Below are 13,722 nucleotides of genomic sequence, written 5' to 3'. Positions count from 1 at the left end.
AAAGCAATATGTATACAGACAAACTCGATTGTCATATTGAACCGATTACCCCTTTTGGTGTGATGATTACGCCAAATTGGCCTGAGCAGGATGTGGCCACGCTACCCGTTGATATTTTACGTGAGTTAGCTCGTACTCATTTACTGGTTATATTGCGCGGTTTTTCTTCCGGTTTTACAGATCCAGAAAGGTTAACTGAATATTCTCGCCGTTGGGGAGAAATCATGATGTGGCCTTTTGGTGCTGTACTGGATGTGATGGAACATCAGGATCCTTCTGACCATGTATTGGATAGTACCGAAATACCACTGCATTGGGATGGGATGTATAGAGAAACTATTCCTGAATTTCAGATATTCCACTGCGTTTCAGCACCAGAGGCAACTCAGGGCGGCCGAACCACATTTGTTAATACTGAACAGTTGATCCTTGATGCCAGTGAAGATGAACGCCATAGCTGGAGAAATACCATAATAACTTATCGCACAAGCCGGGTAACACATTATGGCGGTAAAGTAGTATCTCCACTGGTTTGCCTTCATCCTGATGGTGAGAAATGGGTAATGCGTTACAACGAACCGATGGCGGTTGACAGTGAAAAATATTCTGATCATCACGCAGTGGAATTTGCCGGTTTTTCATCAGAGCAACAGAAGATTTTGGAAAAAGAATTGAAGAGCAGGCTTTATGAGCCGCGCTATTTCTTTGCTCATCAGTGGCAAACGGGTGATATTGCTATTAGTGATAACTTTACTTTACTGCATGGCAGGGAGTCTTTTGTTACCCGTTCATCCCGCCATCTCCAAAGGGTACATATTCATGGAGCACCAATATGTAATAACACCAGCTTTAAGACTATTTCCACCCCGCATTCAAGTACTGAAGCAGTAGGTTAGTTGAAGGAGATTTGATTTATGGCACGTATTGTTTTGGCAGCAATTGCAACTCCAGGGCATGTTTTTCCCATTTGTTCCATTGCCAGACATTTAATAGAACAGGGACATGATGTAACAATATTCAGTGGTTCTCTTTTTCGGCAGCAGTCGGAAGCACTGGGGGCGAGTTTTGTTGCTTTTGATTCGAGGGTGGATGTTGATTACCGTTATTTGGAAGAAACGTTTCCTGAACGTGGGCAGCATCCGCCGGGAAATGCCCAGACGTCGTTTGCCCTTAAGCAATTTTTTGCGGGGCCGATCCCTGTGCTGTACCCTCAATTGCAACAACTGGTTGCAGATGCTGATTTGCTGATTGTTGACAATACGTTCTATGCTGTATTGCCCTTATTGCAGAAGCCTGCTCATGAACGCATTCCTATCATGGTGATTGGGGTAAGTCCACTGTTATTGTCATCTCGGGATGCTGTATTCTGGGGAGCACGTATACCGCCCGAATTGCTTCCTGCTGATTTAAAACGTGAGCAGCTGGTGGATGAGGAAACACAAGAGCTGGTTGCGCAGGTACGGGAAGCCTTTAATACAGCTTTGGCAGCAGTGAATGCTCCTTCACTGACACAGGATCACAATGATGTCATTTTGAAACAATCTGATCGTTTCCTGCAATTGGCAATTCAGTCGTTTGAATTTCCGCGTGATGATCTACCGGAAACAGTGGATTTTATTGGTGCACTGAAAGTTGATGTACAGGATGATAAAAAAGAGCTGGAATGGCCTGATGAAAGTTTACCTCTCATACTGGTTACTCAAGGTACATTGGCGAATGTCGATTTCAGTCAGTTAATTATACCGACTTTGCGCGCATTAGCTAATTTACCAGTACGCGTTTTGGCTATCACCGCAGGAAGACCGACTGAAATGTTGGGAGAATCAATACCGGACAATGTCAGAGTGGTGGAATATCTTAACTTTGAGTATTGGCTTCCTCGTTCAGCAATTTTTATCACTAATGGTGGATATGGTTCTCTCAATGCAGCAATTCGTCATGGTGTACCTATGGTTGTGGCTGGAACGGGAGATGGTAAGCTGGAAGCGGTTGCCCGTGTAATTTGGGCACGCTGTGGTATCAGCCTGAATACAGATACACCGAGTGAACGACAGCTCTACCAGGCAGTCACACGGATACTTTCTTCTCCTGAATGGCATCAGCAGGCGCAGAAACTTAAGGCAGATTATGCTGCTCATAACGCTTTGGAATCTATTACATTCCATGTTAACGAATTGCTTGCACAATCGGTTTAAGTAGCGATAGAAATCATGGTTCAGTTTCAAGTTGCAGACAACAAATCTGCAACTTGAAAAACGAAAAGGATAAGGGAAATGATTTTGAAAAATATCAGGCTTTTTCTCGAATACCTTCTAACGAAATATTCAGTTCAACTTCCTGAGATTTTGGCCCTAAATCAGTTTTAATATTAAAATCTTTCAATTTAAGTTTCCCGTTAGCTTCAAAGCCTGCACGATACCCTCCCCACGGATCTTTACCTTCGCCCATTATCCTCGCTTGCAGCGTTACTGGTTTAGTCACACCATTCAATGTCAGATTACCGGTAATTTTGTAGTGCTCTCCCTCTTTCTCCACTTTGGTTGAAGTAAATTTGGCTTCTGGATGTTTTGTGGTATTTAAGAAATCAGCACTGCGTAAGTGCTTATCGCGCTCAGCATGGTTTGTATCTACGCTATCCGTTTTAATAACAACACTGACCTTATCGGTTGTTGGATTGTTTGCATCGAAAGTAAAATCACCATCAAATTTTTTAAAGCTACCGTAAAGCCAGCTCATACCTAAATGTTGGATACGAAACTTGATAAAGGCGTGTTGGCCAGCAGTATCAATTTTATAGTTGGCAGCGATTGCTGAGCCTGCACTCATCAATAAAGCACCTGCTGTCAGGCAGATTAGCGTCTTTTTCAACATATTGATTCTCCATAATTTATTTTGAGTTGGGTGGGAACCCAAACATTCTTTTTAGCGTACTATCGCGGTCAATAAAGTGATGCTTTAGAGCTGCAAGCCCATGTAATAGTGAAAGCACAACGACCAGCCAGGCAAGATAGAGGTGGATAATACCGGCTGTATCTGCTTGTACTCCTTGTTTTGCCAGTGTGGCGGGGATATCAAACCATCCAAAAACACTGATAGTTTGACCATCAGCTGTGGAGATAAAATAACCGCTGAATAAAATGCCAAACAGGGCGATACCAAGAGTGAACTGAACCAATTTTGAACTGATCCGCGTAAGTTGGCTGTAACTATTCAGGGGCTTGGGGGGAGGAGAAATAAATCGCCAGATAACGCGAATGACCATAATAATAAAGATTAAAAAACCGATGCTTTTATGAAGATTGGGAGCTCGATGATACCAGGCATCGTAATAACTTAATGTGACCATCCATAAACCTAGTGCGAACATTCCATAAACAGCAAGCGCAATTAACCAGTGGATCAAAACAGAGATATGACCAAATTGCTTGGAAGTGTTTTTTAACAACATATTGTTTCCTTATTTTTGAACACTTACACAATATAATCTTTTAACATAGATAATAAACAGAAATGAAAAAAGATGAACATCATAATAGATGGAAGTTTAGTATTATTTTTGTGAATCTTCGACAAATAATTTGTTTAAGAATATCAAAATTTATCAATAATAGAGTTGGCTGGCGTATTTTTGATGGAATAAAAAATACATTAACTTAATTAAAAATGGGTTGAAAAATTATTTTTCACTTTAGGGATGTAGTTAAATAATTAAAGAGTTTATAAAGATATAACATATGTGATTATTTCATATGTGAAAATAAATAATGTTAATTTATATATTTATTTACTCATATGGTTAGAAATTGTAATGTTCCATGTGCAATATTTCATCACCATACCCAATATATTTCTAATTTCAGCCAATAAAGCAGTAAATTGAAATATGAAGGGGCTAACAGAGAGAAATAAAATGTATACATTATGGATAGCTAATAAAAACTACTCTTCCTGGTCACTACGGCCGTGGATTTTACTCAAAGCTCTAAATATTCCTTTCAATGAGCGGTTGAGTTACTTTGAGGATGGTGAAAGTAGTCATGAGAAATTCAAAGTATTCTCGCCTTCTGGTCTTGTCCCTTGTTTGGTGGATGGTGATACTACAGTTTGGGATTCATTGGCTATTGCTGAATATATTGCGGAGGATCATATACAGGTATGGCCAAAAGATCGTATTGCCAGAGCATGGGCAAGGAGTGCCGCGGCAGAAATGCACTCTGGTTTTACGACATTGCGCCAGATGTGCGCAATGAATTGCACAAATACGCTCAAATTAGAAAAAATAACTCCTGAATTACAGAATGATCTTGATCGTCTTGATGCAGTTTGGACTGAAGGGTTAACCAAATTTGGTGGTAAATGGCTGGCGGGAGATTCGTTTACAGCAGTAGATGCCTTTTTTGCTCCGGTGGCCTTCCGTACCCGGACTTACGGGTTAACATTTTCTGCTACCAGTCAGGCATGGATTGATCGCATGCTTAATCATCCTGCGATGATAGAGTGGGTAGAAGCAGCAGCAAAAGAGCCTGCAATAGCGCATTAATTACAGTTAGTTCACCTTTTGGCAGTGGCAGAATTTTTGAACGGGGTACGTAATATACGTGCTCTGGTTCAAAACGTGACGCGAATCAAAAGGGCAAAAAAAAGCTCCGCATTGGCACGGAGCAGGAATGGGTAAAAGTAGCTGGGAAAATGTAGTACAAAAGCATAGTAATACTGTTCTGCTAAACATCGATTAAACAAAAGCTAAAATGAGATGACCAGAGACAACATCAATTATGGTTGTATTGTAACCCTCTTTTTTTATTCATTTTTATCGTTAAAGTTTCAAATAATCTATTCTGATTGATTTGCTCTAACGTGATATTAATTTGTGAAAGTAAAACTTAATGGATCGAGAAAATTTTTTGGAATTTTGATTGTTGTTATAAACTTCTTGTATTAAACGAAACCATTTTTGGGCAGTCGATTCGCGGGTATATTCTGCAAATCTTTTTTTTCCATTTGATATCATTGATAAGTATAAATTTGGCTGATTTCTCAATTTATCCACTGCATCTATAAATTTTTCAGGAGTTTTTGCTATCAAATAATCTAACTCACTTAGCTTTATTGCTCTCATTGAGGGTTCATCATCGCAAATGACAGGGCAACCAGCATTCCATGCATTGATGAGCTTACTGGCTGGTTTTCTTATGATATTTGTGTGATCGTGCCTAAAACTTATAGCAATATCTATATTGCTATAATCAGTCCAATCTTTGATCGATTTTATAAAATTAATTTCTCTTGAATTTAACTCTTTTTCTAATGTTTTATCTGAAAAAAAATCGGGTAATGCATCTTCATGCCCAAAAAAGCCAATTGTTTTTATTTCGCCATTATTTTTTGCTCTTGGTTTTAATCCTGGCTGAGGCCAATGCGGGATGAAAATTTTTCCATTCTTAGCCTGTAGGGGATTTTGCACAATCACATAATCAGCACCGTGAACTGATGGGCGATCTGCCTGGCAAACTATAGTATTTCCTCTCCATGGTTTAGTCTTAGAACTAAAGTTATCATAGTGTAGTATATTAATAGCATTATCTTGGGCTTTATTGGTTAATCTAATGTCTAGACAATCTCCATAATAATAATTAAGGTTAATTAAAGTTTGCATGACCCAACAAGATTTTCCTTTACGATAATATCTTTCTGAGAGGCTGTCGAGATCTGTTTTCCTATTTATTATATATTGAAAATCGTAAGCATATTTTTCTATGAAATTTTTATCTGAAATGCCATTGATAATGATTTTATTCATGCTATTCTATATCTTTAGTTTTAAAATTTATAAAATATAGCATAATATATATGATATATTCAATGAATATCGGTTTTTATTAAAGCGATAAATGAAAGTAGCCAGCAAAGGAATCGGTTTTGAAGATAGAATGTATATTTATTATAGTAAAGTTTTATCTTTTGTGGTGTTTTAAATCAGAAAATAGCAGCTTTATTATTTGTGACAGAAAAGAGGTAAATATCACACTTCCTGCCACAAAATAAGTCGGTTATTGGAATGAACTTCACTTTTATTTAATCCATTTTTAATGAGAAACCGCATCTCGTATTACGTCCAGTGAAGCAGGGTTTTCAATTAAAGCAATGTCACTGGGTTCACGACCTTCACAAATGGCCTGCATAGTGCGGCGTAACATTTTGCCTGAACGTGTTTTTGGCAATTGTGTGACAAAATAGATACGTGCCGGACGTCCAACACTGCCAATTTTCTTATCGACCAGACTCATCAGTGATTTTTCCAAAGTTGCAAAATGGTCAGCGCTCTGGATTTCACGCCCTTCTTTGAGGATGACAAAGGAAACTGCGGCCTGACCTTTTATATCATCTTTGATACCGATAACTGCGACTTCAGCAACATCTTCATGGCTGGCGATACACTCTTCGATTTCCCGGGTTCCCAGACGATGCCCCGAAACATTAATCACATCATCTGAACGCCCCAGAATAAAGTAGTAACCATCACGATCCCGGATCCCCCAATCGAAAGTGGAGTAAACTTGCTGATCAAAATGCTTCCAGTAAGTATTCACAAAACGGTTATCATCACTATAAATAGTTTGGATACATCCGGGAGGCAAAGGGCCTTTGATGACCAACATGCCTTTTTCGTTGTCACCACACTCCTGTCCGGTCAATTCATTTATCAATTTGACGTTAAAACCATACATCGGGAATCCCGTACTGCCAAAACGACTTGGTCTGTCATCCAGTGCTCGTGCTATCGTCATAATTGGCCAGCCCGTTTCTGTTTGCCAGTAATTGTCAATCACAGGTACGTTAATGGTTTCAGTAATCCAACGTGCAGTGTGCTCATCAAGTGGTTCGCCTGCCAGATAGAGTGTTTCAAGAGAAGAGATATCGTATTGAGAGAGATTATCTATAGGATATTTTTTCAGAACACGAATGGCTGTTGGTGCGGAAAACATCCTGTTGACCCGGTATTTTTCCACAATTTGCCACCAAATGCTGGCATCTGGCCGGATGGGTAAACCTTCATACATAATGGTTGCCATACCCGCGATCAGCGGAGCGTACACGATATAGGAATGTCCTACGATCCAACCGATATCTGATGTACAAAAGAATACACCACCGGCTTTACCGCCAAAAATAATCTCCATTGAAGTTGCCAGTGCTACTGCATAACCGCCAACATCACGTTGTACCCCTTTGGGTGTTCCTGTTGTCCCTGATGTATAGAGAACACAAGAAATTTCATTGGATTCCAGCCATGTTACCGGAACCTTTGCATCCAGATATGATTGCCGCAAGGTGACAAAATCCACATCCCGGTTTCTGACCCAATTTATCTCAGCCAGGCCTCGGTTGACCATTAATACATGACGTGGTGTATGTGCTGCCAATTCAATGGCTTCATCCAGTAATGGCTTGTAGGGAATGATTTTTCCTCCACGGGATCCCGCATCAGCAGAAACGACCAATACTGGCTCAGCATTATCTAATCGGGTAGCGAGGCTATGGGCGGCAAAACCGCCAAAAACCACCGAGTGGATAACACCGATACGGGCGCAGGCAAGTAAGATAAATAAGGCTTCTGCCACCATCGGCATATAAATCACAACACGATCGCCTTTTTTGACGCCAAGAGAAAGCATGATAGCGGCGGCCTGGTTAACTTCCTGATGTAACTCTTGGTAAGTGAAGACTTGTTCAGTATTCGTTTCTGTTGAAATCGCAATCAGCGCTTTAGCATCAGGTTGTCTTTCCAGCCAGCGATCCAAAGCGTTGTAACATAAATTGGTCTTTCCCCCGCAAAACCAGCGAGCAAAAGGAGGATTACTGTGATCCAGTGCTTGTTCAAAAGGGTGTTGCCAATGAATTCGTTTGGCTTGTTCTGCCCAGAAGGTGTTGGGTTCATCAATCGAACGCTGGTAAAAATCTTGGAATGACATAATTTCTCCTAACGCAATATTTTCCTAACATAATATTTTCATAACATAATGTAAGGATAGCGGTTCCTGAAATGAGAACCGCTAAATAGGCAGATTAAACAACGTACAAATCAAGATATTCGTTTACCGGGATGTCTTTGATATCGTTAAGTTCAAGGGATACTGACAGTATTTTTTGTTGCTGTTCTGCTGAGAAGCGCCGAGCCAGATTGGTCTTGAATTTTTCCAGCAAAGCGGGGACACCATCGGCACGGCGTCGTCTATGCCCGATTGGGAACTCTATTATGACTTCATCAAGCTGGCTGTCATCGTTGAAGGAGATAGTCAGAGCATTGGCAATAGAGCGTTTTTCCGGGTCATGATAATCCTTCGTGAAATCAGGATTTTCAACACAGACTATTTTTTCCCGTAAGGCATCAATACGCGGCTCTTGGGCGACATCATCTTCATAATCCGCAGCGGTGAGACGACCAAACAGCAATGGAATGGCAACCATATATTGAATGCAGTGATCTCTGTCGGCCGGGTTATATAACGGGCCTTGTTTATCGATAATGCGGATACAAGCCTGATGGGTACGAATAGTGATTTTGGCGATATCTTCGACATTTTTGCCAAGTTCTTTCAACTGATTATGCAGTTGCATGGCGGCTTCAACCGCAGTTTGTGCATGAAACTCAGCGGGGAAAGAAACCTTGAACAGTATGTTTTCCATCACATAGCTGCCATAGGGACGTTGAAATTGAAATGGCTCGCCGTTGAACAAGACATCATAAAATCCCCAGGTTTTAGCCGTTAATACAGAGGGGTAACCCATCTCACCTTTTTGTGCCATCAGAGCCAGACGCACAGCACGGGAAGTTGCATCTCCTGCTGCCCAGGATTTGCGGGAACCTGTATTGGGAGCATGACGATAAGTTCTTAAGGATTGACTGTCTACCCAAGCGAGTGAAACGGCACTTAATATCTGTTCACGATCCAGCCCTGACATTTGAGCAACTACAGCGGTTGAAGCAATTTTGACCAGAACAACGTGATCCAGCCCGACTTTATTGAAAGCATTCTCCAGTGCCAAACAACCCTGGATCTCGTATGCCTTAATCATGGCGGCGAATACATCCCACATAGTAAGTGGCCGTTCCCCACGAGCTACAGCATTTCTTGACAGCCAGTCAGCGACAGCAAGTATTCCGCCAATATTGTCAGACGGATGTCCCCATTCAGCAGCCAGCCAGGTATCGTTGAAATCCAGCCAGCGGATAAGAGTACCTATATTGAACGCTGCCTGTACCGGATCAAGCTCGAACTGAGTACCCGGCACCCGTGCGCCATTGGGGACAACCGTACCGGATACAATCGGCCCCAATAATTTAGTACAGGCGGGATACTCCAATGCTTCTAATCCACAGCCTAATGCATCTAAAAATGTGTGTTGAGCTGTGACATAGGCAATAGGGGAAACGATGATGTAATCCATGACATAATCCACGATATCTACAATCACCTGATCGTATTCGGGACGATCATTAACAACGGGAGTTAGTGTAGAAGCAGGAATAGAGGTAGACATAATCAATCCTTTTTGAAAAATTGTATGTAAGGTACGAATTAGTACTATTTAAAAGGCACTTATCAGTCGGTGTCAGCGTTGTTCAATTGGAACAAAGAGCAAATTTTCCGGGCCGATATAATTGGCAGAAGGGCGAATAATTTTGTTATCAGCACGCTGCTCAATGATGTGTGCAGCCCAACCGGAAGTACGGGCAATAACAAACAGTGGAGTAAACATGGCGGTGGGAACGCTCATCATGTGATATGACACGGCTGCAAACCAATCAAGGTTTGGGAACATTTTTTTCTTATTCCACATCACAGATTCAATTCTATCCGCAATATTAAACATTTGAAGTGTGCCTGTTTCTTTGGAAAGGGTCAGGGCGATATCTTTAATCACTTTATGGCGTGGATCAGAAACGGTATAAACCGGATGGCCAAAGCCAATGATCACTTCTTTTCTTTCTAATCGCTTGAGAATGTCGGCTTCTGCTTCATCTGGTGTGTCATAACGCTGCTGAATTTCAAATGAAGCCTCATTGGCTCCGCCATGTTTTGGTCCTCGCAGAGCACCGATTCCTCCGATAATTGCGGAGTACATATCTGAAGCCGTACCGGCAATCACGCGGCTGGTAAAAGTAGAAGCATTGAATTCATGTTCTGCATACAGGATCAGAGAAGTGTGCATCGCCTTCTCCCAAGATGCTGGTGATTTTTTGCCATGCAGAAGATGAAGGAAATGCCCGCCGATGGAATCATCATCAGTTTCAACATCAATACGGCGTCCGTTATAACTATAGTGATACCAATAAAGCAGTATGGAGCTGAGGGAGGCAAGTAAACGATCAGCAATATCACGGGCACCAGGGAGATTATGATCTTCTTTTTCCGGGAGAGTACAGCCAAGAACGGAGGCACCAGTACGCATTACATCCATTGGATGGGCGACTGCGGGCAGGGCTTCCAGCACAGCCTTAACACTGCTTGGCAAACCGCGCAATGCTTTCAGTTTGGCTTTGTAAGCTGCCAATTCTGCACGGGAAGGGAGTCTTTCATGGATTAACAGATAAGCAACCTCTTCAAATTCGCAATGGGCTGCTAAATCAAAAATATCATAACCCCGGTAATGTAACTCCTTGCCATTTTTTCCAACAGTACAAAGTGCGGTATTACCCGCAGTAATACCCGATAAAGCGACAGATTTTTTCGGTTTAAATGGTGTAGCTTCAGTCGTTATATTTTGCTCATTCATGTGTATCACCTCTGCTGTTTTTCTGTGAAAACAGAGCATCCAGTTTCTGTTCAAAAACGTAATAGTTGATGCTTTCATACAGTTCATTACGGGTTTGCATCATACCGAGCACATTTTTTTGAGTACCATCGCGACGGAGCGTGGTATAGACCTGTTCCGCCGCCTTATTCATGGCGCGAAAAGCTGACAAGGGATAGAGGGCGATAGAGACATCCACGCTTCTTAACTCTTCGAGAGTAAAGAGCGGCGTGGCTCCGAATTCAGTGATGTTTGCCAGTATTGGAACCTGAGTTTTTGCAGCAAACGTTTTATACATTTGTAGCTCAGTGATTGCTTCTGGAAACAGCATATCTGCTCCTGCTTCAATATAGGCTTCGGCTCTATCAAGGGCAGCACTTAATCCTTCTACTGCCAATGCATCGGTACGGGCCATAATCACAAAATGTTCGTCGTTACGGGCGTCAACAGCGGCTTTGATACGGTCTACCATCTCATCTTTAGAGACAATCTCTTTGTTTGGCCGATGCCCACAACGTTTTGCACCGACCTGATCTTCAATATGTAGTCCGGCAGCTCCTGCTTTAATAATAGACCGAACTGAACGGGCCACATTGAATGCTGATGAACCAAAGCCGATATCTGCATCTACCAGCAGTGGTAAGTCACATACATCGGTGATGCGCCGGGTATCGGTCAGCACATCATCCAGTGTTGAGATACCAAGATCCGGCAGACCTAATGAACCGGCTGATACACCGCCACCGGAAAGGTAGATAGCTTTATAGCCTGCTCGTTTTGCCAACAATGCATGGTTCGCATTGATGGTTCCTACCACCTGTAACGGAGATTCTTCTTTTATTGCCTGACGAAAAGTCAAACCAGCAGAATAAAATCCCATGTATAACTCCACTATTATAAAAATGAAACTAATTTGTATTAAATTGTTAATAAAGCAAAGCTTATGCCAAGAAGTAATAATCGGGAGGTTAATTGAGGCGGATAATGAGTTTTTTTCTATTTTATTTTTATAATCAAATGATTAATTGGCGATTTTCTATATTGTGCTTTCCGAATTTCCGTGAGGTATAGTATATACTTGTTCCAAAATGAACCTGATGATGTTTCAATTTTGTTTCATTGGAAATAAATGAGACATCGTAAAAGACAGGCAGAAGAAGCAAAAGGGGGGAGATATGATACCGATACAAACCGAAGAACGTGATAGTAGTAAACCAGTTATCTGGACAGTTTCCGTCTCCCGCCTTTTTGATCTTTTTCGAGATATCACACCGGAGTTTAATCATCAGGCTGATATCACACCAATTCATATTGGTTTTGAACAAGCGGTGCAACATATTCGCAAGCGTCTGGAAAACGAACATTGTGACGCCGTGATTTGTGCAGGTTCTAATGGCGCATACCTGAAAAGCCGCTTATCAGTGCCGGTGATCATAACCAAAGCCAGTGGGTTTGATTTTATGCAGGCATTGGCTCGCGCCCGACAAATTAGCTCCCGCATTGGGGTGATCACTTATCAGAACTCCTTATCTGCCTTGGAGGAATTTCAGCAACGTTTCAATCTGCGTATTGAACAACGTAGCTATGCGACAGAAGAAGATGCCAGAGCACAGATTAATGCCCTGAAAGCGATTGGAATTAAAGTGATTGTAGGTGCCGGATTGATCACCGATCTGGCTTATGAAGCTGAGCTGGTGGGGGTGTTTGTCTATTCTGCTGATTCTATCCGGCAGGCATTTCGTGATGCTTTAGATATGGCCAAAATGGCGAAACTTAATCAAGCCGTGATTTCACCTTATCCTACTGAAGATAAGCTGCGGATCAGACATACTATCAGTGATATTCGGGGAAATTCCCCTGCAATAGAGCGTGTGCGCAGCACAATTATGTTATATGCCCGTTCAACGGCTACCGTATTGATTCAGGGAGAAAGTGGTACAGGAAAAGAGTTGGTTGCACAGGCTATTCATCATGAATACACCATGCGTTATGGTCAGTTAAAGGGAAAGCATCCACGGCCATTTGTTGCCGTCAACTGTGGGGCAATTGCTGAGTCGTTATTAGAGGCTGAATTGTTTGGCTACGAAGAAGGGGCATTTACCGGCTCCCGACGGGGTGGGCGTGCAGGATTATTTGAGATTGCGCACAGAGGAACCTTATTTCTGGACGAAATTGGTGAAATGCCATTGCCGTTACAAACACGCTTATTAAGAGTATTAGAAGAGAAATCTGTCGTCAGAGTCGGGGGATATCGCCCAATTGCGGTTGATGTTCGCATCATTTGTGCAACTCACTGTGATTTGGATCAATGGGTGCGCGAAGGGCGTTTCCGTGTCGATCTATTTTATCGCTTAAATGTATTGCGGATTAATCTTCCTGCATTACGGGAGCGGGAAAACGATATAAGTATGTTGGCTCTGGAATATTTACGGCGGGCATTTGCGACACTCAATTTACCTGTTTCTGCTTCAAGAGTACGCGAACTTTCTCATTGCGATGAGATATTGCAATCTTATCATTGGCCGGGAAATGTGAGGGAATTGCGTAACCTGATGGAGAGAATCGCTCTCTTCATAAGTGCTAATCCTGAGCAGGTATTGACTCCTGCATTAATACTGTCACTTTCACCTGAACGTCAGGTTGATATTGGTGCAACAAATAACAACCTGCAAACGCAGATAGCCGCTTTTCCCTTTAAGGAAACATTACTGTCAGAACGTGATATTTCAGTACATGACGTTGTGGCTCGTTTCTCAGGTAACCGTCAGACAGCAGCAGAACATTTGGGAATTAGCCGCACAACATTATGGCGGAGACTGAAGCAGGATCAGGGAAAAAATTAACTAGAAAGACCCTCATCTAATTACGTACTTTAACTGTTAATTTACGGCTAGAAAAATGACTGTAAATTGAAGTTCCCATTGG

Annotated in this window: 11 protein-coding genes; 4 read left to right on the top strand and 7 right to left on the bottom strand. The window is 41.9% G+C overall.

Annotation, left to right across the window (positions count from 1 at the left end; genetic code table 11):
* Nucleotides 1-8: 8 nt before the first annotated feature.
* Together pvcB and Xbud_RS15095 are read left to right on the top strand one after the other, a co-directional pair.
* Entirely contained in the window at nt 9-896 is an 888-nt protein-coding gene (gene pvcB, locus Xbud_RS15100; protein WP_099136823.1) for a tyrosine isonitrile desaturase/decarboxylase, read from the top strand.
* 18 nt (nt 897-914) lie between these two features.
* The gene (locus Xbud_RS15095; RefSeq protein WP_099136822.1) at nt 915-2,195 is read left to right on the top strand and encodes a glycosyltransferase; all 1,281 of its coding nucleotides are present in this window, start codon (nt 915-917) and stop codon (nt 2,193-2,195) included.
* Between the two features lie 94 nt (nt 2,196-2,289).
* Here the strand turns inward: Xbud_RS15095 and Xbud_RS15090 are convergent, their stop codons facing one another.
* A complete protein-coding gene (locus Xbud_RS15090; protein ID WP_099136821.1) occupies nt 2,290-2,871 on the bottom strand; it encodes a YceI family protein in 582 nt (193 codons plus the stop codon).
* Between the two features lie 16 nt (nt 2,872-2,887).
* Nucleotides 2,888-3,448: a cytochrome b gene (locus Xbud_RS15085; RefSeq protein WP_099136820.1), complete on the bottom strand. Its 561-nt coding sequence runs from the start codon at nt 3,446-3,448 to the stop codon at nt 2,888-2,890.
* 462 nt (nt 3,449-3,910) lie between these two features.
* On the opposite strand from Xbud_RS15085, the gene Xbud_RS15080 reads away from it, so the two are divergent.
* Nucleotides 3,911-4,540: a glutathione S-transferase family protein gene (locus tag Xbud_RS15080; RefSeq protein ID WP_099136819.1), complete on the top strand. Its 630-nt coding sequence runs from the start codon at nt 3,911-3,913 to the stop codon at nt 4,538-4,540.
* A 312-nt stretch (nt 4,541-4,852) separates the two neighbouring features.
* On the opposite strand, the gene Xbud_RS15075 is transcribed toward Xbud_RS15080, so the two are convergent.
* The 5 genes from Xbud_RS15075 to prpB form a co-directional block, all read right to left on the bottom strand.
* Nucleotides 4,853-5,800 carry a glycosyltransferase gene (locus Xbud_RS15075; RefSeq protein ID WP_099136818.1) on the bottom strand — a complete coding sequence of 316 codons (948 nt, stop codon included), beginning with the start codon at nt 5,798-5,800 and terminating at the stop codon, nt 4,853-4,855.
* Nucleotides 5,801-6,086: 286 nt separating this feature from the next.
* Nucleotides 6,087-7,973, bottom strand: a complete 1,887-nt coding sequence (locus Xbud_RS15070; RefSeq protein WP_099136817.1) for a propionate--CoA ligase — start codon at nt 7,971-7,973, stop codon at nt 6,087-6,089.
* Between the two features lie 94 nt (nt 7,974-8,067).
* A complete protein-coding gene (locus Xbud_RS15065) occupies nt 8,068-9,543 on the bottom strand; it encodes a bifunctional 2-methylcitrate dehydratase/aconitate hydratase (protein ID WP_099136816.1) in 1,476 nt (491 codons plus the stop codon).
* 72 nt (nt 9,544-9,615) lie between these two features.
* Entirely contained in the window at nt 9,616-10,779 is a 1,164-nt protein-coding gene (gene prpC / locus Xbud_RS15060; protein ID WP_099136815.1) for a bifunctional 2-methylcitrate synthase/citrate synthase, read from the bottom strand.
* The gene (gene prpB, locus Xbud_RS15055) at nt 10,772-11,677 is read right to left on the bottom strand and encodes a methylisocitrate lyase (protein ID WP_099136814.1); all 906 of its coding nucleotides are present in this window, start codon (nt 11,675-11,677) and stop codon (nt 10,772-10,774) included. Before prpB ends, prpC begins: the two co-directional genes overlap by 8 nt.
* A 295-nt stretch (nt 11,678-11,972) precedes the next feature.
* Here prpB and prpR point away from each other — a divergent pair, with 295 nt between their 5' ends.
* Nucleotides 11,973-13,640, top strand: a complete 1,668-nt coding sequence (gene prpR / locus Xbud_RS15050; protein ID WP_099136813.1) for a propionate catabolism operon regulatory protein PrpR — start codon at nt 11,973-11,975, stop codon at nt 13,638-13,640.
* Nucleotides 13,641-13,722 lie beyond the last annotated feature (82 nt).

The sequence above is a fragment of the Xenorhabdus budapestensis genome (assembly GCF_002632465.1).
In the GTDB taxonomy this organism is placed as follows: Bacteria; Pseudomonadota; Gammaproteobacteria; order Enterobacterales; family Enterobacteriaceae; genus Xenorhabdus; species Xenorhabdus budapestensis.
The sequence above is the reverse complement of the archived record's forward strand: the minus strand, read 5'-3'. Positions and strand labels throughout refer to the sequence as shown.

Coding starts and splice junctions, on each gene's coding strand:
- prpB (WP_099136814.1), bottom strand. CDS start 11,677: ATGGGATTTTATTCTGCTGGTTTGACTTTTCGTCAGGCAATAAAAGAA.
- pvcB (WP_099136823.1), top strand. CDS start 9: ATGTATACAGACAAACTCGATTGTCATATTGAACCGATTACCCCTTTT.
- Xbud_RS15065 (WP_099136816.1), bottom strand. CDS start 9,543: ATGTCTACCTCTATTCCTGCTTCTACACTAACTCCCGTTGTTAATGAT.
- Xbud_RS15075 (WP_099136818.1), bottom strand. CDS start 5,800: ATGAATAAAATCATTATCAATGGCATTTCAGATAAAAATTTCATAGAA.
- prpR (WP_099136813.1), top strand. CDS start 11,973: ATGATACCGATACAAACCGAAGAACGTGATAGTAGTAAACCAGTTATC.
- Xbud_RS15080 (WP_099136819.1), top strand. CDS start 3,911: ATGTATACATTATGGATAGCTAATAAAAACTACTCTTCCTGGTCACTA.
- Xbud_RS15085 (WP_099136820.1), bottom strand. CDS start 3,448: ATGTTGTTAAAAAACACTTCCAAGCAATTTGGTCATATCTCTGTTTTG.
- prpC (WP_099136815.1), bottom strand. CDS start 10,779: ATGAATGAGCAAAATATAACGACTGAAGCTACACCATTTAAACCGAAA.
- Xbud_RS15095 (WP_099136822.1), top strand. CDS start 915: ATGGCACGTATTGTTTTGGCAGCAATTGCAACTCCAGGGCATGTTTTT.
- Xbud_RS15070 (WP_099136817.1), bottom strand. CDS start 7,973: ATGTCATTCCAAGATTTTTACCAGCGTTCGATTGATGAACCCAACACC.
- Xbud_RS15090 (WP_099136821.1), bottom strand. CDS start 2,871: ATGTTGAAAAAGACGCTAATCTGCCTGACAGCAGGTGCTTTATTGATG.